The sequence below is a fragment of the Nonlabens sp. genome (assembly GCF_051251825.1).
Classification (GTDB): Bacteria; Bacteroidota; Bacteroidia; order Flavobacteriales; family Flavobacteriaceae; genus Nonlabens.
In genome coordinates this window covers 220,203-245,030 of sequence record NZ_JBPOGG010000003.1, presented here as the reverse complement: position 1 = coordinate 245,030, position 24,828 = coordinate 220,203, and the positions used below count along the sequence as shown (strand labels likewise).

Annotated in this window: 25 protein-coding genes; 17 read left to right on the top strand and 8 right to left on the bottom strand. The window is 36.4% G+C overall.

Annotation, left to right across the window (positions count from 1 at the left end; genetic code table 11):
* The first annotated feature begins 180 nt into the window (after positions 1-180).
* Entirely contained in the window at positions 181-1,197 is a 1,017-nt protein-coding gene (tsaD, locus tag ACSHWW_RS06130; RefSeq protein ID WP_435681542.1) for a tRNA (adenosine(37)-N6)-threonylcarbamoyltransferase complex transferase subunit TsaD, read from the top strand.
* Positions 1,197-1,901 (top strand): 16S rRNA (uracil(1498)-N(3))-methyltransferase, encoded by a 705-nt coding sequence (locus ACSHWW_RS06125; RefSeq protein ID WP_435681541.1) that lies wholly within the window; start codon positions 1,197-1,199, stop codon positions 1,899-1,901. Before tsaD ends, ACSHWW_RS06125 begins: the two co-directional genes overlap by 1 nt.
* A gap of 28 nt (positions 1,902-1,929) precedes the next feature.
* Here the strand turns inward: ACSHWW_RS06125 and ACSHWW_RS06120 are convergent, their stop codons facing one another.
* The gene (locus ACSHWW_RS06120; RefSeq protein ID WP_435681540.1) at positions 1,930-2,112 is read right to left on the bottom strand and encodes a hypothetical protein; all 183 of its coding nucleotides are present in this window, start codon (positions 2,110-2,112) and stop codon (positions 1,930-1,932) included.
* Positions 2,113-2,242: 130 nt separating this feature from the next.
* Between ACSHWW_RS06120 and ACSHWW_RS06115 the strand changes: the two genes are divergently transcribed.
* The 7 genes from ACSHWW_RS06115 to purB are packed head-to-tail and all read left to right on the top strand — an operon-like array spanning position 2,243 to position 8,266.
* Positions 2,243-2,881, top strand: coding sequence for a DUF4159 domain-containing protein (locus tag ACSHWW_RS06115; protein WP_435681539.1), 639 nt, complete (start codon positions 2,243-2,245; stop codon positions 2,879-2,881).
* 3 nt (positions 2,882-2,884) lie between these two features.
* The gene (locus ACSHWW_RS06110; RefSeq protein ID WP_435681538.1) at positions 2,885-3,988 is read left to right on the top strand and encodes an AI-2E family transporter; all 1,104 of its coding nucleotides are present in this window, start codon (positions 2,885-2,887) and stop codon (positions 3,986-3,988) included.
* A complete protein-coding gene (locus tag ACSHWW_RS06105; protein WP_435681537.1) occupies positions 3,989-5,152 on the top strand; it encodes a THUMP-like domain-containing protein in 1,164 nt (387 codons plus the stop codon).
* A 9-nt stretch (positions 5,153-5,161) separates the two neighbouring features.
* A complete protein-coding gene (locus ACSHWW_RS06100) occupies positions 5,162-5,842 on the top strand; it encodes an SIR2 family NAD-dependent protein deacylase (RefSeq protein ID WP_435681536.1) in 681 nt (226 codons plus the stop codon).
* A gap of 34 nt (positions 5,843-5,876) precedes the next feature.
* Positions 5,877-6,308 (top strand): hypothetical protein, encoded by a 432-nt coding sequence (locus tag ACSHWW_RS06095; protein ID WP_435681535.1) that lies wholly within the window; start codon positions 5,877-5,879, stop codon positions 6,306-6,308.
* Between the two features lies 1 nt (position 6,309).
* Entirely contained in the window at positions 6,310-6,876 is a 567-nt protein-coding gene (locus tag ACSHWW_RS06090) for an adenylosuccinate lyase (protein WP_435681534.1), read from the top strand.
* Positions 6,877-6,925: 49 nt separating this feature from the next.
* The gene (purB, locus tag ACSHWW_RS06085; RefSeq protein WP_435681533.1) at positions 6,926-8,266 is read left to right on the top strand and encodes an adenylosuccinate lyase; all 1,341 of its coding nucleotides are present in this window, start codon (positions 6,926-6,928) and stop codon (positions 8,264-8,266) included.
* Positions 8,267-8,276: 10 nt separating this feature from the next.
* Here purB and ACSHWW_RS06080 read toward each other — a convergent pair whose 3' ends face one another.
* The gene (locus ACSHWW_RS06080) at positions 8,277-8,981 is read right to left on the bottom strand and encodes a hypothetical protein (RefSeq protein WP_435681532.1); all 705 of its coding nucleotides are present in this window, start codon (positions 8,979-8,981) and stop codon (positions 8,277-8,279) included.
* A 233-nt stretch (positions 8,982-9,214) separates the two neighbouring features.
* Between ACSHWW_RS06080 and ACSHWW_RS06075 the strand changes: the two genes are divergently transcribed.
* Both ACSHWW_RS06075 and ACSHWW_RS06070 read left to right on the top strand, forming a co-directional pair.
* Positions 9,215-9,385 carry a YqaE/Pmp3 family membrane protein gene (locus ACSHWW_RS06075; protein ID WP_435681531.1) on the top strand — a complete coding sequence of 57 codons (171 nt, stop codon included), beginning with the start codon at positions 9,215-9,217 and terminating at the stop codon, positions 9,383-9,385.
* 196 nt (positions 9,386-9,581) lie between these two features.
* Entirely contained in the window at positions 9,582-9,737 is a 156-nt protein-coding gene (locus tag ACSHWW_RS06070; protein ID WP_435681530.1) for a YqaE/Pmp3 family membrane protein, read from the top strand.
* Positions 9,738-9,770: 33 nt separating this feature from the next.
* On the opposite strand, the gene mazG is transcribed toward ACSHWW_RS06070, so the two are convergent.
* Positions 9,771-10,550, bottom strand: coding sequence for a nucleoside triphosphate pyrophosphohydrolase (gene mazG, locus ACSHWW_RS06065; RefSeq protein WP_435681529.1), 780 nt, complete (start codon positions 10,548-10,550; stop codon positions 9,771-9,773).
* Between the two features lie 141 nt (positions 10,551-10,691).
* Here mazG and ACSHWW_RS06060 point away from each other — a divergent pair, with 141 nt between their 5' ends.
* Positions 10,692-11,444 (top strand): thioredoxin family protein, encoded by a 753-nt coding sequence (locus ACSHWW_RS06060; RefSeq protein WP_435681528.1) that lies wholly within the window; start codon positions 10,692-10,694, stop codon positions 11,442-11,444.
* Here the strand turns inward: ACSHWW_RS06060 and ACSHWW_RS06055 are convergent.
* A complete protein-coding gene (locus ACSHWW_RS06055) occupies positions 11,441-12,904 on the bottom strand; it encodes a magnesium chelatase (RefSeq protein ID WP_435681527.1) in 1,464 nt (487 codons plus the stop codon). The genes ACSHWW_RS06060 and ACSHWW_RS06055 overlap by 4 nt on opposite strands.
* 181 nt (positions 12,905-13,085) lie before the next feature.
* Positions 13,086-14,231: a vWA domain-containing protein gene (locus tag ACSHWW_RS06050; protein ID WP_435681526.1), complete on the bottom strand. Its 1,146-nt coding sequence runs from the start codon at positions 14,229-14,231 to the stop codon at positions 13,086-13,088.
* 192 nt (positions 14,232-14,423) lie between these two features.
* Here ACSHWW_RS06050 and ACSHWW_RS06045 point away from each other — a divergent pair, with 192 nt between their 5' ends.
* Positions 14,424-14,963 (top strand): inorganic diphosphatase, encoded by a 540-nt coding sequence (locus ACSHWW_RS06045; protein ID WP_435681525.1) that lies wholly within the window; start codon positions 14,424-14,426, stop codon positions 14,961-14,963.
* A 390-nt stretch (positions 14,964-15,353) separates the two neighbouring features.
* Here ACSHWW_RS06045 and ACSHWW_RS06040 read toward each other — a convergent pair whose 3' ends face one another.
* The gene (locus ACSHWW_RS06040; RefSeq protein WP_435681524.1) at positions 15,354-15,875 is read right to left on the bottom strand and encodes a hypothetical protein; all 522 of its coding nucleotides are present in this window, start codon (positions 15,873-15,875) and stop codon (positions 15,354-15,356) included.
* A 56-nt stretch (positions 15,876-15,931) separates the two neighbouring features.
* Here ACSHWW_RS06040 and ACSHWW_RS06035 point away from each other — a divergent pair, with 56 nt between their 5' ends.
* Entirely contained in the window at positions 15,932-16,639 is a 708-nt protein-coding gene (locus ACSHWW_RS06035) for a hypothetical protein (protein WP_435681523.1), read from the top strand.
* A 231-nt stretch (positions 16,640-16,870) separates the two neighbouring features.
* On the opposite strand, the gene ACSHWW_RS06030 is transcribed toward ACSHWW_RS06035, so the two are convergent.
* Positions 16,871-17,074, bottom strand: a complete 204-nt coding sequence (locus tag ACSHWW_RS06030) for a helix-turn-helix transcriptional regulator (protein WP_435681522.1) — start codon at positions 17,072-17,074, stop codon at positions 16,871-16,873.
* Positions 17,074-17,538, bottom strand: coding sequence for a hypothetical protein (locus ACSHWW_RS06025; RefSeq protein WP_435681521.1), 465 nt, complete (start codon positions 17,536-17,538; stop codon positions 17,074-17,076). The genes ACSHWW_RS06030 and ACSHWW_RS06025 overlap by 1 nt, the downstream gene beginning before the upstream one ends.
* A 575-nt stretch (positions 17,539-18,113) precedes the next feature.
* On the opposite strand from ACSHWW_RS06025, the gene uvrA reads away from it, so the two are divergent.
* From uvrA to ACSHWW_RS06010, 3 genes are all read left to right on the top strand, one after another.
* Complete coding sequence (gene uvrA / locus ACSHWW_RS06020; RefSeq protein ID WP_435681520.1) at positions 18,114-20,951, top strand: excinuclease ABC subunit UvrA; 2,838 nt, start codon at positions 18,114-18,116, stop codon at positions 20,949-20,951.
* Positions 20,952-21,167: 216 nt separating this feature from the next.
* Positions 21,168-21,857 carry a TIGR00730 family Rossman fold protein gene (locus ACSHWW_RS06015; RefSeq protein WP_435681519.1) on the top strand — a complete coding sequence of 230 codons (690 nt, stop codon included), beginning with the start codon at positions 21,168-21,170 and terminating at the stop codon, positions 21,855-21,857.
* A gap of 109 nt (positions 21,858-21,966) precedes the next feature.
* A complete protein-coding gene (locus tag ACSHWW_RS06010) occupies positions 21,967-24,756 on the top strand; it encodes an aminopeptidase (protein WP_435681518.1) in 2,790 nt (929 codons plus the stop codon).
* The last annotated feature ends 72 nt before the right edge of the window (positions 24,757-24,828 follow it).

Here is a 24,828-nt window from a genome sequence, read left to right as displayed (position 1 = left end):
AAGATGTGGTCCACTGTGCTGCTTTAGTTTGTACAGAAGGAAAACTAAATGCGATTACTAGAATGACAAATAGTACTAGCAGTACTAGCAGTATCCTGAGTAATATTTTTAAAATCCTTTTAATAGCGGTAGATAATTTACTTTTGCAAATGTCACCAATTTTTATGCCTTAGTATCATAATGAGTCCACAAAATACTTACATTCTTGCAATTGAGTCCTCCTGCGATGATACCGCATGTGCCGTATTAGAAAATGATCGTGTACTATCTAACTTTATCGCAAATCAAAAAATCCACGAAAAATACGGTGGTGTTGTTCCAGAACTAGCTTCTAGAGCTCATCAGTCTAATATTATTCCGGTTGTTCATGAAGCACTTGCCCAGGCAAATATCACCAAAAATCAATTAAGTGCCATTGCCTTTACTAAAGGTCCTGGACTTATGGGAAGTTTATTAGTAGGTTCCAGTTTTGCAAAATCACTGGCGCTTTCTTTAAACATTCCTTTAATAGACGTACATCACATGCACGGCCATATTCTCGCTCATTTTATAGATGATGGCCAGGCGAAACCTACATTTCCTTTTCTTGCGCTCACTATAAGTGGTGGACATACTCAAATTGTTCAATTAAACAGCGCGAGTGATATGAAAGTGTTAGGTACTACTCAAGATGATGCCGTAGGTGAGGCTTTTGATAAAACAGGAAAACTGCTAGGATTAGGCTATCCTGCAGGACCTCAATTGGACAAACTGGCTCAACAGGGAAATCCACGAGCCTTTGAATTTCCCGTACCTAAAGCTCCAGATCTCAACTACAGTTTCAGCGGATTTAAAACTGCCGTGCTTTATTTCCTGCAACGAGAAACTAAAAAAGATGAAAATTTCATAGAAAACAATCTAAAAGACATTTGCGCTAGTGTACAATACACACTTATTAAAATACTATTTAAAAAACTTGAGAAAGCAGTCAAACAAACTGGTATAAAACAAGTGGCGATAGGTGGTGGCGTGAGTGCAAACTCTGGAATAAGAGCACATCTTAAATCCATGGAAGCAAAAGGTTGGAAAACATTTATTCCACCATTTGAGTACACTACAGATAATGCAGCGATGATAGGAATCGCAGGATATTTCAAGTATTTAGAAAAGGATTTTGCTGGTCTAGAAGTAACAGCTGCACCTAGAATTCACATGTAATGCAATTATTTTACAATTCTCAACTTACACAAGACTCATCGAGTTTCACACTTGATCGTGAGGAAAGCAAGCACGTCTTTAAAGTGCTACGCAAGAACATAGGAGATACCATCTCACTAACTGACGGTCGTGGAAATCTTTATACAGGAACTATCAATCATGTGACGAGTAATAGATGTGATTTAGATATCGCTTTCGCGAAAGCGTATCCACCACTACCCTACCAACTTCACATAGCCATAGCGCCCACAAAGATGAATGATCGCATGGAGCTATTTCTTGAAAAAGCTACTGAAATGGGAATCACACGCATCACTCCTATTATATGCGATCACAGCGAGCGTAAAAAAATAAATTTGGAACGATTTGACAGAATAATAGTGAGCGCCATGAAACAATCTTTACAGTTTCACAAACCGCAACTAGATGATTTGATGACTTTTAATGACTTTATAGGACTGGATATAGCAGCAACTAAATGCATCGCTCACTGCGAGGAATTAGATAAAAGACATCTTAAAGATGTAGTAAATCCTCAAGAATCAGCAGTGATTCTTATAGGGCCAGAAGGTGATTTTTCAAATAAAGAAATAAATCTAGCTATTGAAAATAATTTCACTCCAGTAAGCTTAGGAAATACTAGATTGCGTACAGAAACCGCTGGGATTTACACCGTGGCAGTTTTAAATATGTTGAATAGTTAGAAGAGATAAAAACCGATTGCGTTTATCTCTATGACTTTTTTAGATCTATAACTTGATGATCACTCTTGACTTTTTGAATTTCAATTTTTTCAGTTTCCTGCTCTTTCTCTTTCTTAGAAGAATACTCTGAAGTTTGAAAGGCAACTGTTCCTAGGGCTAGTAACATGGAACATATAGGAATGACCTTTCTTAGAGTGTTGTTGATTTGCATGATTATTGATTTAAGGGGACTGAAATATATATAATTTAACGTAACTTTTTAATATTTATTTAAACATTAAGTAACAATTAATTGTTAATAGTAGAACTAGACTTACTAAGTTTGTGTGATATTTGATTTTATGAAGCAGCTTCTTTTTATATTTTTTTGTTTTGGATACCTGATGACCGCACAAGAAATCGCCGTTTTAAAATATAATGGCGGTGGCGACTGGTATTCAAATCCCACTGCATTACCTAATCTGGTCACTTACTGCAATGAAGAAATAGGAACCACGCTTAATGAAGACATCGCAACTGTAGAGGCAAATAGTGTTGATATATTTCAATATCCTTTTGTACACATGACTGGCCATGGAAACGTAGTTTTCAGTGAAGATGATATGGAAAACCTCAAGAACTATATGCTTAGTGGTGGTTTTCTACATATAGATGATAATTATGGTATGCGTCCATATCTAGAAAAGGAATTAATCAAACTATTTCCAGATAAAGAACTCATAGAATTACCTGCAAATCATGAGATATTCAACAATTTTGCTCAATTCCCGCAAGGATTGCCTAAAATACATGAGCACGATGGAGAAAGACCTCAAGCACTTGGTATTTTTCATGAAGGAAGACTGGTCTTATTATTTACCTTTGAAGCAGATTTAGGTGACGGCTGGGAAAGTCCAGAAGTACATAATGATCCACCAGCAGTGCGCAAGAAAGCACTTGACATGGGAGCAAATATTATCAAATACGTTTTTACGAACTAATTAATGACTAATTCAGAACTAAATTCTAAGTCCATCGCATATGGAATATTAAGAGCCCTACTTATTATAGGTGGTGTTTTTGTGTTGCTCTGGTTTTTATGGCAAATTCAATCTGTAATCCTTTACGTAGGCATTGCAGCTGTTATCTCATTAATAGGAAGACCTATAGTTCTTTTCTTGAGAGATCGATTAAAATTTCACAACACACTCGCAGTAATTATTACAATAGTATTGTTGTTGATAGTACTCACTGGTGTTACTTATATGATCATTCCTATTGTACTTGAGCAAAGTGAGAATCTAGGTAAAATAGAGATTGAAGAGGTAAAAGGAAATATTGAAGTTTTAAATACGCAAATCAGTGAATTTTTAGGCATAGAGAGAATCAATCTTTATGAACGTGTTCAAGAACTTGAATATGTACAGAATTTCAGTATGGAGTTGATCCCTCAATTTGTGAATGGGATTTTTGGAACTTTAGGTAATATATTAATTGGAGTATTTTCAATAGTATTCATAGCCTTCTTTCTCCTCAAGGACAGTAGATTACTCGTAGAAGGCGTTCTCGTCTTCTCTAAAAAAGGTACTGAAGGTCAGTTTCTTAGAGCATTTAATAAAATTAAAAAATTACTTTCTCGTTATTTCATCGGTTTAGTATTTCAAGTTTTTATTTTATTTGTTCTTTATAGTATTATCCTTTTAATAGTAGGTGTTGAAAACGCTATACTCATTGCTTTTTTCTGTGCATTATTGAACCTCGTACCTTATTTAGGACCAGCAATAGGTGCCTTTTTAATGATGGGTTTTGTAATAAGCGATAACCTTCAAGCAGATTTTACAGATATCATTTTACCTAAATTGATCATAGTTGCCATAGGTTATTCTATCGTTCAACTCATTGATAATTTTGTGAATCAACCGCTCATTTTTGGAGCTAGTGTAAAATCGCATCCGTTAGAGATTTTTATTATTATTTTAATTGCAGGATTGCTGTTTGGAATATTTGGGCTGGTGCTTGCCATTCCTACTTACACGGCAATTAAAGTAATTTCCAAAGAGTTTTTAAGCGAGTATAAAATCGTCCAGAAACTCACACGCAATTTATAGATGAATTTACTGCTGTTACAGCAAGCTGTGCGCGATTACCTCATGGAGCATATTCATGAAAATGCGGCCTCATTTTTAATGAAATCGCATCCTTTTCAAGATATCACTGCGCAAGAATTAACACAACAACTTATAGGCTTTCAAAAATCGCGTTTAAAATTTCCTGAGCTTTTTGAAAACAAAAACATCGTTTTCCCGCCCAAAATCAATTTAGAGCAAACCAGTTCTTGGATTACTGCTCAACATAAAGCTAGTATGTATCCTGGTAAAAACATGGTGGATTTGACTGGTGGATTCGGTATTGATGTATCCGCTTTCGCGAAAGCGTACTCAACAACCACACACATAGAATTAAATCCCGATTTACAACAGCTCGCTGCTCAATCTTTTAAAGCTCAAGAACTATCCACAATAAGTTATTGTGGCGACGGCATGGAATTCTTGAATAGCACAGACCAGCATTTTGACCTTATCTACCTAGATCCCAGTCGTAAAACGGCAGCCAGTAATAAAGCGGTACTGCTGGAAGATTATGAGCCTAATGTGATTAAAAATCTCGATGTATTACTAGAAAAGTCCCATCGTGTGATGATAAAAACATCGCCCATGCTGGATATTACTGCAGGATTAAAACAGCTTACAAATGTGAGCGCCATTCATGTAGTTGCTGTAAAAAACGAAGTAAAAGAACTATTGTGGATTCTAGAAAAAGAAGCTAGCAAAGTCACTATTAATTGTATCAATCTAGAAACCGAGCAACCAGAACTTGCATTTAAATGGAATAAGTCAAGTGATGTAAAGCTCAGTGAACCACTCACCTATCTCTATGAACCTAACGCTGCTGTAATGAAATCACAAGGTTTTGGATTTATATGTGAGCAATATGGTATTTCAAAAATAGACCATGACGCACATCTTTTCACGAGCGATGAACGCATCGATTTTCCGGGAAGAATATTTCGTATCGAAGACATTAAAGCCTACAAGCCCAAAGATATTAAACGTTCCTACGGCAAGAGTCATCGAGGTGTTGTGACGAGAAACTTTCGCGAAAGCGTACACCAACTAAGACAGAAATACCAACTCAAAGAACACGAGACTGATTACTTATTCTTCACTAGTTCTATGGGGAAATCTATTGTGATAGAAGCTAAAAAGCTTTAAATTTCTAACATGAAAAACTTAGTAGTATTAACTGGCGCTGGAGTAAGTGCAGAAAGCGGTATTTCAACTTTCAGAGATTCTGGTGGTTTATGGGAAGGACATGATGTGATGGAAGTTGCTTCACCACAAGGTTTTGCCGCAAATCCAGAGTTAGTGCTCAACTTTTATAACTTGCGTAGAGCACAATTAAAAGAAGTTGAACCTAACGCTGCTCATCACTGTATCGCTGGTCTAGAACGCAATTTTAACGTTCATGTCATCACTCAAAATGTAGATGATTTACACGAGCGCGCTGGCTCATCAAACGTGATACATCTACACGGTGAGTTGCGCAAAGTACGTAGTAGTAAAAACTATAACGACCAGAAACACTGGGAAGATGATATCCATTTAGGCGATTTATGTGATGCCGGTTCACAGTTGCGACCACATATTGTATGGTTTGGCGAGGAAGTTCCAGCGATGGATCAAGCCATAGAAATCACCGCAAAAGCAGACGTGTTACTCATAGTAGGAACATCACTTCAAGTTTATCCAGCAGCTGGTTTAAAAGACTATGCACCACAGCACTGCCCTATTTACTTTGTAGATCCACATCCATCGCTAGAAAGTCATGGAAGATTAAAAGTATATGCAGAGAACGCGAGTACTGGTGTTCAAAAGGTGGCGGATTTGTTGGGATTTGAATAAATTTTATTTCTTAGCTTTATAAAAATCATAAAACATGAAACCTCTTATCATTTTTATAGTAATATTAAGTTTCATTTCTTGCAAACCAAAAAGTGAGATATCAGAAAAAACGATAACCACAGAACCATACATGTGGACGGTAGTTATATCAAATGGCATACAAGAAAATGCCAGTGATATGACACAAACTAGATACATATTTTTAACTAACAGTGATGATAAAGATTCACTATGCAATGGATCTAGTTTAATTAGTGAAACAGCATACAAAGAATTCTCACGCAACGACCACACTATTGAAAAACCCGTATGGTCTACTAGAGATAAAGATGTTACAACTATAAAGGCTAGACAAATCCTAGACATCGCCTGTGGTAATGAAGATGCGATTTATGGAATATCGTCATTAACTAAATTCCCACATCACTTAACAGAATATCCTATTTTTAAAGAAGCCATAAAGTAGTTTGAACTTAACCCAACTCAAATCAGACCTTAAAAACCTCAAAGCTTATAAAGCCGAAAGAGTACGACTAGGCGTTGCTACCGTTGAGTATCAATTACTACCTGAGCTTATCGAGTTATGCCGCCCAGAAAGTGGTGTTTCTCATCAAGCTTGCTGGAGTCTCGAGCAATCCTTTCTACTGCACGAGGAATCTTGTTATCCTTTTCTGGAAGAAATTTGCGCGTTGCATGAACTGAATATCAATTCATCTGGAATGCGTTCCTTATTAAAAATGTCATCCATACTCTCTAAAAAATATTACAGCAAAAAACCATCTACTGTTCAAAAACTCCTCACCACTTCTATGAGAGAAAGCATGGTAGAAGGCTGTTTTGAAGAATTTATTTCTACTGATAAAACAGCAAACATGGCTTATGCCGTGTATTCCCTTTTTGAATTTGGAAAAGAATTTGACTGGATTTATCCAGAGCTGCAACCTATACTTTCCCAAAAACTAGATGAAGATTACGGAAACGGTTTTAAGTCTAGCGCTCGTCGCATCATTGCTAAATTAGACAGCAAATTTTAAGCTAATCAGCTTTTAAAATCGTAATTTAGCGCGCTTTAAAGACATAATTATGCCTAGTGCTTTACAAGCTATTTCTCCTATAGACGGTCGTTACCGTTCAAAAGTCGATACACTCGCTCCATTCTTCTCAGAATCTGCATTGATACGTTATCGTGTACTGGTTGAGATTGAGTATTTTATCGCTTTAAGCGAAAGCGGAATCAAACAACTCCAACCTTTTCCTGAAGAAACTCAAGAACAATTAAGAAGCCTTTACCGCAACTTTAATGATGAGCACGCTCAGAAGATTAAAGACATCGAGAAAGTTACAAATCACGACGTAAAAGCTGTAGAATATTTTATTAAAGAAGAATTTGATAAACTAGGTTTGCAAGCACATAAAGAATTCATCCACTTTGGACTGACTTCTCAAGATATCAATAACACGGCAATACCATTATCTATTAAAGACGCTGTAGAAGAAATCTACCGTCCAGAGATTGAATCACTTAAGGAAAACCTTGAAAAACTATCTGCAGACTGGGCAAATATCCCTATGCTGGCGCGTACTCATGGACAACCAGCATCTCCTACTCGTTTAGGAAAAGAGTTTTATGTGTTTGCGGTGCGTATCGATGAGCAATTAAACATGCTGGATCAAGTGCAGCACGCAGCAAAATTTGGTGGAGCAACGGGTAATTATAATGCACATCACGTGGCGTTTCCTCAAATAGACTGGAGAAACTTCGGTGAAGATTTTGTGGAAAGCAGACTAGGTTTAACGCACAGTTTCCCGACGACGCAAATCGAGCACTATGATCACATGGCATCATTATTTGATGTGTTAAAACGTATCAATACCATTCTTATAGATCTAGATAGAGATATATGGACGTACATTTCCATGGATTATTTCAAGCAAAAAATTAAAAAAGGAGAAATAGGATCTAGTGCTATGCCACACAAAGTAAATCCTATAGACTTTGAAAACAGTGAAGGAAACTTAGGGATTGCAAACGCAATTTTTGAACACCTATCTGCAAAGTTGCCTATCTCTAGATTGCAACGTGACTTAACAGATTCTACTGTTCTAAGAAATGTAGGAGTTCCATTTGCACATACGATCATTGCGATTAAAGCAACTATGAAAGGATTGAGTAAGCTTTTATTAAATGAGGCAAAAATTGCTCAAGACCTTGAAAACAATTGGGCTGTTGTGGCCGAGGCTATTCAGACTATCTTAAGACGTGAAGCATATCCTAATCCTTATGAAGCACTGAAAGAACTTACTAGAACAAATGAGAAAATCACAGGCGACAGTATTTCAAGATTTATCGATGGACTTGATGTAAGCGATGCTCTTAAAACAGAAATGAAAGCCATCACGCCAGCTACTTTTACTGGAATTTAAATCTTTCATTTTATTCTAAAATAAGCACTTCTATTTGAGGTGCTTTTTTGTTTATAAAAGCTTTGAATTGTTCCATTTGAGAATCTGTCCAATCATAACCAAAAAGTCGATCTACTTTTCCTGTAGTGGATTTCATACTGATCATTTCATTACTGATTCTTATCTCTTGAAAACGATCGATACGTTCATAAAAAGTAATCGATTGATGTGTGAATTTTAAAAATCCACCTTGAAAATATATTAATCTAATAGGTCTTGAAGGAGCAAGCAAACTTATTATGAAAACGATAACAGGAATAATATATATCCATATTTCATAACTGCCTATCTCATCATTTAACCATCGCTCATAGGTCAAATAATAAAAATAAACCGCCATAAATAAGATAATAGCAGGTGATGTAAACCTCATTAAAATTTGCCACCATTTATATTTTTCATTCTCATCATCAATTTGAACTATAAATTCCTCGATATTATATGGCTCCTCATAAGTCATTTTATCATAAATGGTGAATAACGCGTTTATACCTACATAAACAAGTACCATCTTAGTTATATCCATGTCGTGCCAAAAGTAGAATACAACTACAATTGCCATTAATGCAGTTAGTAATGGAGATCCAATAACAGGTTTACTTCTTTTGTCCTTCAGTAGAAAATACCTTTTGTCGTTCCATATATCCCATTTTTTAATGTTTGCTACTAACGACATATATATAATTTACTTTTATTTTTTTTAGAATAACTCAACGAATCCATCTAAATATTGATTTTTCTGCATATTTGAAGGGATAATTCTTCTTACCAAAGTTAAACAATTCCACAAAAAACTGTTATTGAACCAATAAATACAACGCATTAACTAATTGACTTATTATTTGTAAAATATTAACATAAGTTAAGATAAAGCATCTCTAAATTTGTAGGAAAAAGAAATAAACAGCCATGAAGACATCTACAATTTTATTAAACATATTTGCGCCACCAGTTGCTATTCTTATGAGAAGAGGAATAGGAAACGATTTTGCTATTAACCTTTTATGTTGTTTGGCATTTTATATACCGGGAGTACTTCATGCGTTTTATATAACCGCTCAAAGGAATCAAGCTTATTAGATTATTATTATAAGACTCAGTTATCATACAAATCAAAAAAAATGCACTTCTTAACGAAGTGCATTTTTTTTATCTCAAATAGTTCAGAATTACAACAAATGTTAAAATTATAACGATACACAGATAATTTGGAAGAATTTTAAGAAAATCACTTGACGATTCTGTTATTTTTGTATGAATTTAAAAACCTAACCAAATGTCAATTCTTACCATTATACTCAATATTTTTCTTCCACCAGTAGGTGTAGCTATGAACAAAGGAATCGGTAAAGATTTTATTATCAATTTAATCTTAACCCTATTATTTTTTGTTCCTGGAGTCATTCACGCATTTTACGTGACTTCAAAATAATATTAGAGTTACAAATTAGAAAAAGGCCTCACTTTAAAGTGAGGCTTTTTTTGCTTCATCCCAATATACATCCATCTCTGCCAGTGTCATATCGCTGAGCTGTTTGCCTATTTCTTTGGCTTTGGATTCTAGGTATTGAAATCTTTTGATGAATTTTTTATTAGTTCTTTCTAGGGCATCTTCTGGATTTACACCTAGGTGTTTTCCATAATTGACTAATGAAAATAAAACATCGCCAAACTCTGCTTCCATTGCGTCTTTATCGCCTTTATCTACCTCAACTTGCAGTTCTGCTAGTTCTTCTTCAAGTTTTTCTTTTACCTGTTCTGGTTTTTCCCAGTCAAAACCTACTCCAGCCACTTTATCCTGAATACGTGAACTTTTCACGAGTGCTGGCAATGATTTAGGAACTCCTTCAAGAACACTCTTTTTTCCTTCTTTAAGTTTGAGTGCTTCCCAGTTTTGCTTGACTTCTTCCTCGTTTGCTACCTCAACGTCCCCATAAATATGCGGATGCCTAGAAACGAGCTTATCACAAATCCCGTTTGCAACCGTGCCTATATCCCATTCCTCAGTTTCAGATCCTATTTTAGAATAAAAAACGATGTGTAATAATAAATCTCCTATCTCTTTAGGGATTTCTTCGCGATCATTATCGAGAATTGCATCGCCTAACTCGTAGGTTTCTTCAATAGTCAAATGACGCAATGACTCAAGTGTTTGCTTGCGATCCCACGGGCAACCTTCACGCAATTCATCCATAATGGTCAGTAAACGATCCAGTGACGCAAGTTGTTCTTTTCTATTATTCATCGATTGTAGGTCTATAACGTGATTTATTTGTGAAGGGTAGAGATTATATTTGTATCGCTTTCGCGAAAGCGTAATAACACCTCATCACTCACACAATAATTGTGCTATAAAATTAGTTCCTATTCTTACAAAGAACCAGATATGCGACAGATACTTTTAAGCTTTTTTGCACTTGTTATAACCATTCCTGCAATGGCTCAAATTTGGGTCACTGATGAAACCATGGAAGACACTGTAATGCTGGAAGATGACCAAATTAAAGTGCTTTACTTCACAGCGTCCTGGTGTGGTCCATGCCGTTACATGAAACCAATCATGCAGGATATAGATAAAGATGAAAGTCTAGATGTGACTGTATATTTTATGGATACTGACCTTAATGTTGCTGATGATATTCTTAAAGTAAATTCTATTCCAGCTTATTTTTTCCTTAAAAACGGTCGCTTATTAGGTCGTACAGGTAGCACCATGCGCCGTGACGAAATGGTTAAAATGATTGAGCGACATGATAAAATGACCATAAAAAGTGATTTGCTAGCTTATCGTGGTAAACCTTCAAAGTTTGAAATCGTTGCAGGAGCTCACAATAAATTAAGCGTTAAAAACCTAGAAAGCGCATGGTATGACGCACATATATTAAATGCGATATCCTGGAAAGTGTACCAGCAATTAAATGATCCTAAGGACATAGAATGTGCTTTAATTTTAATCCAGCGTTCCATAGAGCTAGAAGAATTTACCTCAAATCTAGAGACTTATGCTCATTTACTTGCAAAAAATGGTGACCATAAAAAAGCTCTCAAAATTGCCAAAAAAGCAAAAAGGAGAGCTGAGAAAAATAATGAGTTTACTGGGATTATCGAGGAATTAATCACTCTGTTAAATGCCGATTAAATCCCTTTTATAAAACTACTATATAAATCATTAAATTGATAACCTTCAGTAAATCGTTTTTTACTCAGTTTATCAAATTCTACGAGTGACCATAGGATAAATTCTTTTAGGAAATAACGATCTTCCATAGGGAACTCCGGTTGATACTTTTCAACGAGATCTGTTAATGGTGTTACTTGATCAATCAGTGCTTTATAATCTACGTCATTGAGCTCGTCTAGTAGTTCCAGCCCATCATTATTAAAGAACCACTCTACAAGTATATCATAAGGTGTTTCTTCGTCTGGTTTGACCAGTTTCTTAATCTCTGGAAAATATTCTGGGAACAACTTTTTAGTCGCATCACCTAATAGCTCGTTTGCTACAAATGCTGCTCCTTCTTGCTCACCTTCATAAACCAATTCTATCTTACCTGTAATGGCAGGAATAACTCCTGTAAAATCAGAAAAACGCAATGTGGTTTTCTCATCTCCATTCATTAAAGCGCGACGCTCAGCGGTACTCAATAGATTTTCATAAGCCGTAATACTCATACGTGCACTCACTCCACTTTTCTCATCTACATATTCACTATCACGAGCGCAGAAGCTGATTTGTTCTAACAAGTCTTTGGCAAGTTCTGGAACAGCAACTGTGTTTGCTGTACGTTCATCTTTAAGTGCTTCTTGCTGGGTAATAGTTTTGGCAATTTCTATAGTCTCAGGATAGTGCGTTAAGATTTGTGAACCTATACGATCTTTTAATGGTGTCACGATACTACCACGATTGGTATAATCTTCAGGATTTGCAGTGAATAAAAACTGCATATCAAGTTCCAACCTCAACTTAAAGCCACGTATTTGAATATCGCCTTCTTGTAAAATATTAAATAAGGCAACTTGAATACGTGCTTGTAAATCGGGCAATTCATTGATTACAAATATGCAACGATTAGCACGTGGTATCATTCCATAATGAATCACTCGATCGTCTGCATAGCTAAGTTTAAGATTTGCGGCTTTTATAGGATCGATGTCTCCTATTAAATCTGCGACGGTAACATCTGGTGTGGCGAGTTTTTCATAAAATCGATCATCTCTATGTAACCATGAGATAGGTGTTTTATCTCCATGTGCTGAGATAAGTTCGCGAGCTGTTCTTGATAGTGGTGCCAGTGGATCATCATGGATTTCACTTTCTGTCACATAAGGAATGTATTCATCTAGTAATCCAGTCATTAATCTCGCAAGTCGGGTTTTTGCCTGACCACGCAATCCTAGAAGGTTGATGTTATGTCTGGATAAAATGGCTCTTTCTAGCTCTGGTATCACCGTATTTTCATAACCATGAATTCCTGTGAAAGAGTCGACTCCGTTTTTAATATTTTCAATTAGGTTATCTCTCAATTCATCTTTAATAGATTTGGATTTCCATCCTGCTTTTTTGAGTTGGCCTAAAGTGTTTATTTTTTCTATGTTCATGTTATTAGTTTGTGAGTCTGTGAGCTGTGAGTTTGTGAGTCATTGAGTTGTTTTTGTATCAAAAAAATCTGAATTCACATTTAAAAGCTTGTTTTTGTTTTTGTTTTTGTTTTTGAAAGATTTTCTTCCATATTATACATGTTCAATTTCGAGTTCAAGTTCGAGTTCGAGTTCAAGTTCATCATTTCAACCGTTTCTTCCTATTTGCTTCATAATCTGTAAAAATCATTTCACCTAGACCTTGCAGTCCTGTGAAAAATGCTTTTCCCTGATTAGCCTCGGTAAACTCATCTACAAATCGTTGCAAATACGGATCGTTTGCAATCATAAATGTCGTAATAGGAATATGTAATCTTCTTGCTTGTGATGCCATGGTGTAGCATTTCTCTACAATATGCTCATCGAGTCCATTACTGTTTTTATAATATCGTCCATCTTTTAATCTTAAACAGCTCGGTTTTCCGTCTGTGATCATAAAGATTTGCTTGTTTGTATTACGCTTGCGACGCAAAATATCCATCGCAAGTTGCAATCCTGCCACTGTATTAGTATGATATGGACCTACTTTGAGATAAGGCAAATCGGCTATTTTTATGGGCCATGCATCATTCCCGAAGACGATAATATCCAGTGTATCCTTAGGGTAACGCGTAGTGATTAATTCTGCCAGCGCCATGGCTACTTTTTTGGCAGGTGTGATACGATCTTCTCCATATAAAATCATGGAATGCGAAATATCTATCATTAATACCGTGGACATTTGTGCTTTAAACTGCGTGTCCTCGACAACTAAATCATCTTCAGTCAGGTTAAAATTATCCATCCCATGATTGATATGGGCATTACGCAAACTCTCAGTCATAGAAATGCGATCTAGTCCATCGCCAAAACGATACGGTCTGTAATCTCCACTATGCTCGTCTCCTTGACCTAGTTTGCCGGTTTTATGATTCCCAGAATTTCCCTTACGCATGTTCCCGAAGATTTGTTCCAGGGCGTGTTTACGGAGTAATTGCTCCGTTTTGGCAGTGATGGAAAAGCTCGATGGATTTTCATCATCTCCTGTTCCGTCGCCACCAGCATCTGGATCTATTTCTTGTTTGATAAAACCGCGCTCCAGCAAGTCATTGATAAAATCTTCAATGGTATAGTCTGGCGTGGTCAGTTTATATTCCTTATCTAACTCACGCAACCAGTCAATCGCTTCATCAAAATCTCCCGATGTGTGTGTAATCAGTTCCTTAAAAATCCCAAATAGTTTATCAAATGGATCTACGTCCTCAGGATTGAAAAATTCAAATTTATAACCAGCTCTTTCTTGCATCATAGGTTAAAGATAGTCGTGAAGAATCGCATTTCCTTCCTTAAAAGTGCTATTTAACATCGCTTTAATGCATTAAAACATTTAAATGAGTGACTGAAAACGATATAGTAGGGAATTTAGCAATAAGTTAATAGGTTTTTGCTTTCGCGAAAGCGTAAACCACACTATTTTTGCAGCCCTGTAAAAAAAGGAATTATGAGACAACATCCATGGCATGATGTAAGTTATGGCGACGATGCGCCGGAGAAAGTAATGGGAATTATAGAAATCCCAAAAAACACAAGAGCAAAGTATGAGCTGGACAAAGAGTCTGGAATGTTATTACTTGATCGTGTGATCTATTCATCAATGTACTACCCTACTAATTATGGATTTATACCACAAACCTATTGTGATGATAATGATCCACTAGATATACTGGTATTATCTCAAATCGAGATTGTCCCTATGTGTCTGGTAGAGTGTAAAGTGATAGGTGTGATGCAAATGCTGGATGGTGGAGAGATGGATGATAAAATTATCGCTGTTGCTGCAAACGATATGTCTGTAGCTCACGTTAACGATGTAAGCGAGTTACCAGAATACTGGAAAAAAGAGATGCGTAATTTCTTCCAAGATTATAAAAAACTAGAAAAGAAAACGGTAGAAGTTGAAGAATTCCAAGGTCGTAAAAAAGCTATGGAAATCGTTCAACAAGCTATTGAGGATTATAAGAAGAAGTTCCCTAAGAACTAGTAGGCAGTAGGCAGGTTCGTTTTATGCGCTTCGCTTAAAAACGATAGTAGGCAGTCTGGTTTTAGTAATCAGTCTTTTAGTCCACAGTCTGCAGTCCATATTTAAAAAATCCAGCTCTTTGTAGAGCTGGATTTTTTGGTTTAAACTATTTTATTCTTAGGTGCGGACTTAAGTCCGCACCTGTGAATGTGAGTTTAGAATCGTGAATTACTATTGAAATGAAATCTTTTCCCAATCCTTAAAGGGTAAGAGTTCTAGTAAAAAGGCAACCTTACTTAGGCATGCTCAACTTAAAAACTGAGGACTAAAAGACTGCCTACTTGATATAAATCGCATTTCGAGAGCCTCAATGCTCGGTACCGTTAGATCAATAAATTCGTATGAGAAGAACTACTTGCCGCTTCCTTTAAACTGTTGGTCTTTACTTGCAAAAAGTACATTAAAAGTAGTCAGGCTTCCATAAATTCTGGTGATGTACTGCTGTAAGTCAACCTTAGTCTGGTCATCAAGGTCTGAGCTATTAATTTTTTGTTCCATGACACGCAGTCGATCACGAAGCATGACTATTTTATGCCAAAAGGTATTGATAGGAATTTCTTTTTCAGACAGATTAGGGTCTGCTGGTTTTAAAACTAAGGTTCCATTCTTATACTTCTCTGCAATGGGAACGATTTGCGTAACGTCTGAGTAGCGCTGTAGAATTTCCTTGAGGCTTTTTTCTACTTCATAAAAACTTATGGTATCCACGTCATCTTCGCACGCTTCTATAACTTCCATTTCTTCGTCTATATCTATAGTTTCTAAACCATCTTTTTGAAAAGTGACCCAATAATGTTTTGCAGTAACGTTAGTCACTACGCCAAAACCATAGTTTGCATGATTAATTCTTGAACCTATTCCTAATAATTTCATTTGTGTAAAATTTGCTTGATTATCTTTGAGCCTAATTTCTATAAAAACATCCAGCTTTGAAAAAAATATTTAAGATTTTACTGAAAATCGTCCTCGGGCTTCTTGCACTGCTATTGGTCGGTTTTATAGTTTTAAAAATAGTTTTTAGTGAAGACATACCTCAAGGACAAAAAGGCGCTCCATCCGATGCGCTAGGATACGAAATTTTAGAAGCCATCAATCATAAACAATTTACCGAGGTAAAAGAAATCCACTGGACTTTTGCAGGTATCAACCGCTATGTGTGGAAACCACAGCAAAATGCGGTTGATGTTTTTTGGGATGACTATAAAGTCGCTTATGTGACCACTTATCCGCAAATCAGCTTTGCCTGGGAAAATGGAGTAAAGTTAGAAGGTGAAGAGCTTCAAGAAGCTATAGATCATGCTAGAAAGAGCTTTAACAATGATAGCTTTTGGTTAATTGCGCCGCACAAGATTATGGACATAGGAACAGAGCGCGAACTCATCGAAGAAGACGGAAAAAAGAAACTACTCGTGCGCTACAAATCTGGTGGAACAACTCCAGGAGATGTTTATGTCTGGGAAGTAGATGAAAACAACAGACCTACATCTTTTAAAATGTGGGTAAGTATTATTCCATTAGACGGCATAAAAGCCGAATGGAACGACTGGAAAATGACCGCTGGTGGTTTCCCTATGGCTACATCACGTAGTATGTATGGGATTGAGATTCCGGTGAGTGATGTTAAGGTGGTGAAGTAGTTCCTAGTTCAAAGCTTTTAGTTCAAAGTTTAAAGCTTTAGGTTTGAGGTTCTTAGTTAAGTGGTTGTTATAAGTCTTGATTCTCTACGAACACCCATCTCTTATCTTCCCTCAAAGGAAGACGGTTCTTGAGTATTGCATTATGTTATTGCTGTAGCTGGATATCTCGAGAGTAATTCAATAGTACTCAAGTTTAAAAGTCTTTTGTTCTATGTCGCGAGAGTTCACGCCTTACTCATCACTCGCTTCTAACTCAAAAATATCTTCTACAGGAACTTTAAAAAGTCTTGCGATTTTCAAGGCCAACACTGTAGACGGAACGTATCGATTTTTCTCAATGGAGCTTATAGTTTGCCTAGAAACGCCTATAGCATCGGCCAGTTCAGACTGATTCATGTTATGAATGGCACGCTGTACATGGACGGTGTTTTTCATTATAGTTCTTTTTTAAACTTATAGAAATACATTAGTTGAGCGATTATTACTAAGGCTATAAATATGTGATTTGAAAAACCGCTATAGTAGCCTTCTTCGTGATTTAAATCTGTGAAGGCAAAATCAGACAATAATTCAATTAGTGGTTGGAACACAAATAATAGCACCATCAATCCAAAAGCAAAACTAAAAGACCTAAATCGCAAATTAGTAATTCGCTCGTCTTCATCTTTATCTTTTGAAAAAGAAATAAAAGTTAAACCTACCAAAACGAGACTGTATAGAATTTCATTGAGGAGTTCAATTCTTTGAAATTTATGATCTAAATTATTCAATAAAACCACAGTAAGTATTGAAATGACGGCTAGTGCTATTCCCGCTAATTTGAAATAAGACGGAAGCAAAAAAAAGAAACTTTTATCATTTTTTAGTTTCCACCATATTGATTGATTAGAATCTTTCATATCGTAAAGTTTATTTATAATAATGACAAATATACTTTACATTATGGAAAACAAACTAAGTATTTTAATTTATTTTGAAATTAAATTCAAAATATTAAGAATTACATTTTTATTAATCACGAGAGTATGCGAAGCAAACGCAAGCGTCTTTTATTTTGACTCTTGTTTCTTGACCAATATCTCTTATTCCACAAACTCTGCAAACACCCATCTCTTATCTTCCCATACCTTTCGGTAGGCAGGCCTCAAAGGAAGACAGTACTTCAGGTATTGCATCATCTTATTGTTGTAACTCTATAATTAGCAACTAAATGACCGGATTTAAATTATAAAAGTCTTATATCTTTTGTCATTAGAATTCACTAAGTGAACACAAGCGTCGTTTGTCTTAAGTCACGAGAGTTTGCCAAGCAAACGCGAGCGTCTTTCGTCTTTTGTCTTAACTCTTGTAACTTGTTTCTTGATTCTCTTATCTTGAGACTCCATAAACAACCCAAACCTTCCTCACAATTTTAAGCTCACTTTAATTCTATTTTAGATGTCCTTTAAGTAACTTCGCAAGATTGCAAAAAACTATGTCGAGACCCCAAGAATTTATTGAAGTAAAAGGAGCTAGAGTCCATAATCTTAAGAATATAGATATTGATATACCGCGTGAGAAACTCGTGGTGATCACTGGGCTTTCTGGTTCTGGGAAATCGTCGCTGGCTTTTGACACCATATATGCCGAAGGGCAACGTCGTTACATAGAAACCTTTAGCGCTTATGCTAGACAATTTCTCGGTGGACTTGAGCGACCAGATGTAGATAAAATCGATGGCCTTTCTCCTGTAATTGCCATTGAGCAAAAAACGACGAGTAAAAGTCCGCGTAGTACGGTTGGGACAATTACAGAGATTTATGACTTTTTGAGATTACTATTTGCTCGTGCCAGTGATGCTTACTCGTACAATACTGGTAAGAAAATGGTGAGCTACAGTGATGAGCAAATACGTGACCTGATCATAGAAGAATATAAAGGAGAACGCATCAACATACTTGCACCAGTTATTAATTCCCGTAAAGGACATTATCGCGAGCTATTTGAATCTATTGCAAAGCAAGGTTTTGTAAAAGTGCGTGTGGACGGCGTTATTCTAGACATTCAAAAAGGAATGAAACTGGACCGTTATAAAACGCACGATATAGAAATAGTCATAGACCGTATTGTTCCAGGAGATAGCGAAGAAGATATCAAGCGACTTGATGCGTCTATTAACACCGCTATGTATCATGGTAATGACATCTTAATGCTTGTAAAAGCTGGTGAAAAGGAAGGACGTTATTTCTCGCGAACTTTAATGTGTCCCGAGACTGGTATTTCTTATCCTGAACCTGAGCCTAATAATTTCTCTTTCAATTCGCCTAAAGGTGCCTGTCCAAAATGTAACGGAATAGGCAAACTATATCAGGTGAATCCAGATAAGATCATGCCTAATAAAAGCCTGTCCATTTCAAAAGGTGGACTTGCTCCTTATCCTACCATGAAAAAGGATTGGATTTTTAAGCAACTCGATTTAATCGCTCAAAAATTTGACTTTAAACTTACAGATCCTCTAGATAAAATCCCTGCCGAAGCTATTAAGATGATTCTCTATGGTGGCAGTGAATCGCTAGAAGTAGATTCCAAAGATCTAGGCGTTAAGCGTAAGTATAAAATTGATTTTGAAGGAATTGCAAACTTCATAGATCAAACTTTTACAAATAATGATAGTACATCATTACAGCGCTGGGCAAAGGAATTTATGGATCATATCGACTGTCCATCTTGTGAAGGCGCTCGATTACGTAAAGAATCATTGTACTTCAAGGTGAACGAGATGAACATAGCGCAGTTAGCAAATATGGACATTGCAGAACTTGTGGAGTGGTTTGATGGTTTGGGGAACACGCTTTCGCGAAAGCAAGAACAAATAGCAACTGAACTACTTAAAGAAATACGCGTACGATTACAGTTCCTGCTCGATGTAGGGCTGGATTATTTATCCTTAAATAGAAGTGCAAAATCACTTTCTGGTGGAGAAGCACAACGCATAAGACTGGCCACGCAAATAGGTTCGCAACTTGTAGGTGTGCTTTATATCCTCGATGAACCTAGTATAGGATTGCATCAACGTGATAATGAGAAGTTGATCAACTCTTTAGAATCTTTGCGCGATACTGGAAATAGTGTCATAGTTGTGGAGCATGATAAGGACATGATTGAACGTGCTGACCACGTGATAGATATAGGTCCGCGAGCCGGGAAATATGGTGGTGAAATTATCTCTCAAGGAACACCTCAAGAGATTTTAAAACACGACACGCTTACTGCTCAGTACATGAATGGTAAAATGGAAATAGCTGTTCCTAAAAAACGTCGTAAAGGAAATGGCGAGAAGATATCTTTAAAAGGCTGTACTGGAAATAATTTGAAGAACGTTTCTATCGACTTACCACTAGGCCAAATGATTGTGGTGACTGGTGTTTCTGGTAGTGGAAAGTCTACCATGATTAATGAGACGCTCTACCCTATTATGAATGCTCATTTCTTTAATGGCGTTAAAAAACCCATGCCTTATAAAAGCATTAAAAATATAGATGCGGTTGATAAAGTAATTGACATTAATCAAAGTCCTATAGGTAGAACACCACGCTCAAATCCAGCAACTTACACCAAGACTTTTGACGAAGTAAGAAGCTTGTTTGCAAAAACTCCCGAAGCATTAATACGTGGTTATAAACCAGGAAGATTCAGCTTCAACGTAGTCGGTGGTCGTTGTGAAACCTGTAAAGGTGGCGGATTGCGCGTTATAGAAATGAACTTTTTACCAGATGTTTATGTAACCTGTGAGACCTGTCAAGGAAAACGTTTCAATAGAGAAACGCTGGAAATACGTTATAAAGGAAAGTCAATTAGCGACGTGCTTAACATGACCATTAATGAAGCGACCGATTTCTTTGAACCTATTCCAAAAATATATCGCAAGTTAAAAACGATTAAGGATGTAGGTTTAGGCTACATAACATTGGGACAACAATCCACTACCCTATCTGGTGGAGAAGCGCAACGTATCAAGCTTGCGAGCGAATTATCGAAACGTGATACCGGTAACACATTTTATATCCTTGATGAACCTACGACAGGATTGCACTTTGAAGATATTAGAGTATTATTGTTAGTTCTTAATAAATTAGTAGATAAAGGAAATACCGTATTAATTATTGAGCATAATATGGACGTGATTAAAATTGCCGACCATATTATAGATGTAGGTCCTGAAGGTGGACGCGGTGGTGGCGAGATTCTAGCAGTAGGATCACCTGAGAAAGTTGCAAAACATAAAACAAGTCATACAGCACGATTCTTGAAGAAAGAGTTAGGGATGAAGTAGTTAGGAGTTAAGAGTTAAGAGTTAAGAGTTAAGAGTTAAGAGAAATTTAATTTATAAAATGTAATATCGAGCGAAAGTCGAGATATGGTTTTAATTTTATATGTAAAAAGCCGACTTCAGTCGGCGTAAATAAAAAGAACGCCGCAGGCGACACTTTAAATTCACAGAGGCAGACTTTAGTCTGCTGGTATGAATAGTAACAATTTTAAATAAGTTATGAGAAAAGAAGCAAGAGAAAAAGGATGGAATGAGAAGAAGACTAACGACAGTTGGGCAACTTTTAAAATATTATCTGAATTTGTAATGGGATTTGAGCGCATGAGTCGTATCGGTCCATGTGTGTCTATTTTTGGGAGCGCACGTTTAAAGCCAGACAATGAGTATTATAAACTAGCTACTGAGATTGCAGGTAAAATAGTTGATAACGGTTATGGAGTCATCACTGGTGGTGGACCTGGAATTATGGAAGCTGGTAATAAAGGAGCACATTTAAATGGTGGTACATCAGTAGGTTTGAATATTGCTTTACCTTTTGAGCAACACGATAATCCTTATATCGATCACGATAAAAGTTTAGACTTTGACTATTTCTTTGCTCGTAAAGTAATGTTTGTAAAGTATTCTCAAGGATTTGTAGTAATGCCAGGTGGTTTTGGAACACTAGATGAATTATTTGAGGCGATTACTTTAATACAGACTAATAAAATTGGTAAATTCCCTATCATACTTGTAGGAACTGAATTCTGGAGTGGTTTGATGGACTGGATTAAAAGCACACTAGATAAAAAATTCTTTACCATAAGTCCTGAAGATATCGACTTACTGCACGTGGTAGATACCGCAGATGAAGCTGTAGATATCATCAATGAATTCTACAAGAAATATGACTTAAGTCCTAATTTCTAGACTTAAGCAAACCAAAGCATATATTTATTCGTTAATCATTGTATCACCACTAACCTACCAAAGCAAAACACATAACGATTTGAAAAAACTTGCGTTTATTTTGCTTTTAATGATAAGTGCTCTGTCATATGGACAGCACTCTCATAACATCATTGCTCATTTAAAACCAGAGTCTGACATTTTACAGGTTAGAGATTCTATGGTTGTGAGGAATACAAGTGATCATTCATGGGATAAAATTATCATGTTGGATTGGGCACATGCTTTTAGCTCAAAAGATACACCACTTGCAAATCGCTTTGCTGAAGATTTCAAGAATAAATTTCAGTTTGCACCTGATGATCACCGTGGTAAAACCGTTTTTAAGTCAGGAACTGATAACTTGGATTTTTCCATAAAACGATTAGCTGGACACCAGGATATTGTTGAGCTTGTATTACAAACTCCTTTATTACCAGGAGATTCTAAAACTATCGTTTGGGAATATGAGGTCATTATTCCCGAAGACGATTTCACAGGATATGGTAAAAGTAGCACTGGTAATTATGCTTTGAGATACTGGTATTTAACTCCAGCTGTTTATGATGCTGGTGAATGGCAGTACTTCTCCCATAAAAACCTCAACGATTATTACCCAGCACTGGCAGATTATTCCATTTCACTGCACTTACCTACTTCTCACAAGGTAGTCTCAAACTTGCCGATTTCTACTGCCGCACTCACTAGTACTAGAAATAGTTATTTGCTTAAAGGAACCCAACAAGCTGGAATAGAACTCTATATTAAAAAAGATTTAAGCACCTTTAAGAATTATGGTGTTCCACAACTTGATGTAGTAACAGACCTTGAGGACACGGATTTACCACCAGAGATGAAGGCGTTATTTGTCGACCGCATCGCAGGTTTTCTGAATAAAAAACTAGGACCTTATGCTTATCCTAATATGCTGGTGACAGAACGCTATTATAGGGAAGATCCAGTCTATGGCTTGAGCTCACTACCTAGTTTTATGAATCCTTTTCCTGCTGGTTTCACTTATGAGATAAAAGTGGTTAAAACAATGACGCGCAAGTGGTTAGAAAGTGGCGCACGACTGCATCCACGAGATGAGAACTGGTTACAAGATGGTATGATGGTGTATTTATTACAGCAATATCACGACACTTATTATCCTGACTTGAAAATCGCTGGAAAATTAAGTGACGTTTGGGGAATAAGAAGTTTTAATTTAACACAGCTGGATTTTAATGACCAGTATAGTTTTCTATATCTCAATAGTGTGCGCTTGAATCTCGACCAGAGTATCACTACTCCATCTGACTCACTGGTAAAATTTAACCAGCAATTAGGAATCATCAACAAAGCTGCTGTAGGTTTAAAATATTTACAAAATTATGTTGAGAACGACGCCGTTGACTTGAGCATTAAAGATCTTTACAATGATAAAAAACTCCAAACAGCACATGTCAAAGACTTTAAAGAACTTATAGAAGAAAAAAGCTCTAAATCTACGGACTGGTTCTTTGATGATTATATATCAAAACGTACTCGCATGGATTGGAAAATCAAGCGAGTTAAAAATGTGGGCGATTCGGTAAAAGTGTATCTTAAGAACAAATCAGATCGTGATATACCAGTGCCACTTTATAGCTTGAACAACGATAGCATAGTTGAAAAAACATGGATTAATCATGTTGTGAATGATACTGTAATTACGCTTTCGCGAAAGCATGCTAACAGAATCTCATTAAACTATGAAAAGCTCATTCCTGAGTTTACCATGCATGACAACTATAAAACCTTAAAGTCTTTTGCTCAGAATCGCCCTATAGAATTTAGATTATTAAAAGATATAGAAGATCCTGAACGAGCTCAAGTATTTTTAATGCCCGATGTGGGCTTTAATGTATATGATGGTCTTACTATAGGTGGTCGATTTTCTAATGGAACATTGCTGCCTAAACCGTTCAGGTATACTATTAAACCTACCTATGGATTAAATTCAAAAAAAGTTGTAGGCTCTATAGGTTTATCTTACACGCACAACCTGGAACAGCATGATGAAAATATATACTTTGTGAGGTATGGAATATCTGCAAATAGATTCTCTTATGCTCCAGACTTGTTGTATAATAGAGCTAGTACATGGCTTAACCTAGGTTTCAGGCCAAAGAACTTGCGTAGTAATAAGCGTGATTTCTTGACGTTTAGAAACGTGCTCGTAAATCGCGATAGAGATCCATCTAATCCAGTTGCAGAGCCAGATTACAACGTTTTTGCCATCAACTACAGCAGTCAGGACCGTAATTTTAAGCGTTATTTTAGTTATGATGTCGGGACAGAAATTTCTGCCCGTTTCAGTAAAGCAACTTTCAGAACGCAATGGCGCAAGCTATTTAAAGATAACAGGCAGTTAAACATCAGGTTTTTTACTGGTGCATTTTTACATAATGAAACTCAAAATGATGGGAACTTCTTCTCGTTTGCACTTGATCGACCTACTGATTATCTATTTGATTACAACTACTATGGTCGTTCAGATGAAAGTGGTTTCTTCTCACAACAACTTATCATTGCCGAAGGTGGATTTAAATCCCAACTAGAAACACCTTATGCCAACCAATTTATAAGCACTATTAATACTTCATACAGCATTTGGAAATATGTATTTGCTTATGCAGACGTAGGTCTTGTGAAGAATAAAAACACACCACTTGCAGGCGTTTATGACTCTGGATTGCGATTGAATTTACTGCAAGATTATTTTGAGGTCTATTTACCTGTTTACAGCAGCAATGGCTGGGAAGTAGGTCAAGGCGATTATGATGAACGTATTAGATTTATAATTACGCTCGACTTAAACACACTTACTGGTCTGTTTACTAGAAGATGGTATTAGATTAGTAAACAGTAGGCAGTGATTGAGTAGGCAGTCTTGTTTAGTGAATTAAAAAATCTGTCAACTAGTTAA

Excerpts from the sequence above, each read along its gene's own strand:
- tsaD (WP_435681542.1), top strand. The coding sequence starts at position 181 with ATGAGTCCACAAAATACTTACATTCTTGCAATTGAGTCCTCCTGCGAT.
- ACSHWW_RS06125 (WP_435681541.1), top strand. The coding sequence starts at position 1,197 with ATGCAATTATTTTACAATTCTCAACTTACACAAGACTCATCGAGTTTC.
- ACSHWW_RS06120 (WP_435681540.1), bottom strand. The coding sequence starts at position 2,112 with ATGCAAATCAACAACACTCTAAGAAAGGTCATTCCTATATGTTCCATG.
- ACSHWW_RS06115 (WP_435681539.1), top strand. The coding sequence starts at position 2,243 with ATGAAGCAGCTTCTTTTTATATTTTTTTGTTTTGGATACCTGATGACC.
- ACSHWW_RS06110 (WP_435681538.1), top strand. The coding sequence starts at position 2,885 with ATGACTAATTCAGAACTAAATTCTAAGTCCATCGCATATGGAATATTA.
- ACSHWW_RS06105 (WP_435681537.1), top strand. The coding sequence starts at position 3,989 with ATGAATTTACTGCTGTTACAGCAAGCTGTGCGCGATTACCTCATGGAG.
- ACSHWW_RS06100 (WP_435681536.1), top strand. The coding sequence starts at position 5,162 with ATGAAAAACTTAGTAGTATTAACTGGCGCTGGAGTAAGTGCAGAAAGC.
- ACSHWW_RS06095 (WP_435681535.1), top strand. The coding sequence starts at position 5,877 with ATGAAACCTCTTATCATTTTTATAGTAATATTAAGTTTCATTTCTTGC.
- purB (WP_435681533.1), top strand. The coding sequence starts at position 6,926 with ATGCCTAGTGCTTTACAAGCTATTTCTCCTATAGACGGTCGTTACCGT.
- ACSHWW_RS06080 (WP_435681532.1), bottom strand. The coding sequence starts at position 8,981 with ATGTCGTTAGTAGCAAACATTAAAAAATGGGATATATGGAACGACAAA.
- ACSHWW_RS06075 (WP_435681531.1), top strand. The coding sequence starts at position 9,215 with ATGAAGACATCTACAATTTTATTAAACATATTTGCGCCACCAGTTGCT.
- ACSHWW_RS06070 (WP_435681530.1), top strand. The coding sequence starts at position 9,582 with ATGTCAATTCTTACCATTATACTCAATATTTTTCTTCCACCAGTAGGT.
- mazG (WP_435681529.1), bottom strand. The coding sequence starts at position 10,550 with ATGAATAATAGAAAAGAACAACTTGCGTCACTGGATCGTTTACTGACC.
- ACSHWW_RS06060 (WP_435681528.1), top strand. The coding sequence starts at position 10,692 with ATGCGACAGATACTTTTAAGCTTTTTTGCACTTGTTATAACCATTCCT.
- ACSHWW_RS06055 (WP_435681527.1), bottom strand. The coding sequence starts at position 12,904 with ATGAACATAGAAAAAATAAACACTTTAGGCCAACTCAAAAAAGCAGGA.
- ACSHWW_RS06050 (WP_435681526.1), bottom strand. The coding sequence starts at position 14,231 with ATGATGCAAGAAAGAGCTGGTTATAAATTTGAATTTTTCAATCCTGAG.
- ACSHWW_RS06045 (WP_435681525.1), top strand. The coding sequence starts at position 14,424 with ATGAGACAACATCCATGGCATGATGTAAGTTATGGCGACGATGCGCCG.
- ACSHWW_RS06040 (WP_435681524.1), bottom strand. The coding sequence starts at position 15,875 with ATGAAATTATTAGGAATAGGTTCAAGAATTAATCATGCAAACTATGGT.
- ACSHWW_RS06030 (WP_435681522.1), bottom strand. The coding sequence starts at position 17,074 with ATGAAAAACACCGTCCATGTACAGCGTGCCATTCATAACATGAATCAG.
- ACSHWW_RS06025 (WP_435681521.1), bottom strand. The coding sequence starts at position 17,538 with ATGAAAGATTCTAATCAATCAATATGGTGGAAACTAAAAAATGATAAA.
- uvrA (WP_435681520.1), top strand. The coding sequence starts at position 18,114 with ATGTCGAGACCCCAAGAATTTATTGAAGTAAAAGGAGCTAGAGTCCAT.
- ACSHWW_RS06015 (WP_435681519.1), top strand. The coding sequence starts at position 21,168 with ATGAGAAAAGAAGCAAGAGAAAAAGGATGGAATGAGAAGAAGACTAAC.
- ACSHWW_RS06010 (WP_435681518.1), top strand. The coding sequence starts at position 21,967 with ATGATAAGTGCTCTGTCATATGGACAGCACTCTCATAACATCATTGCT.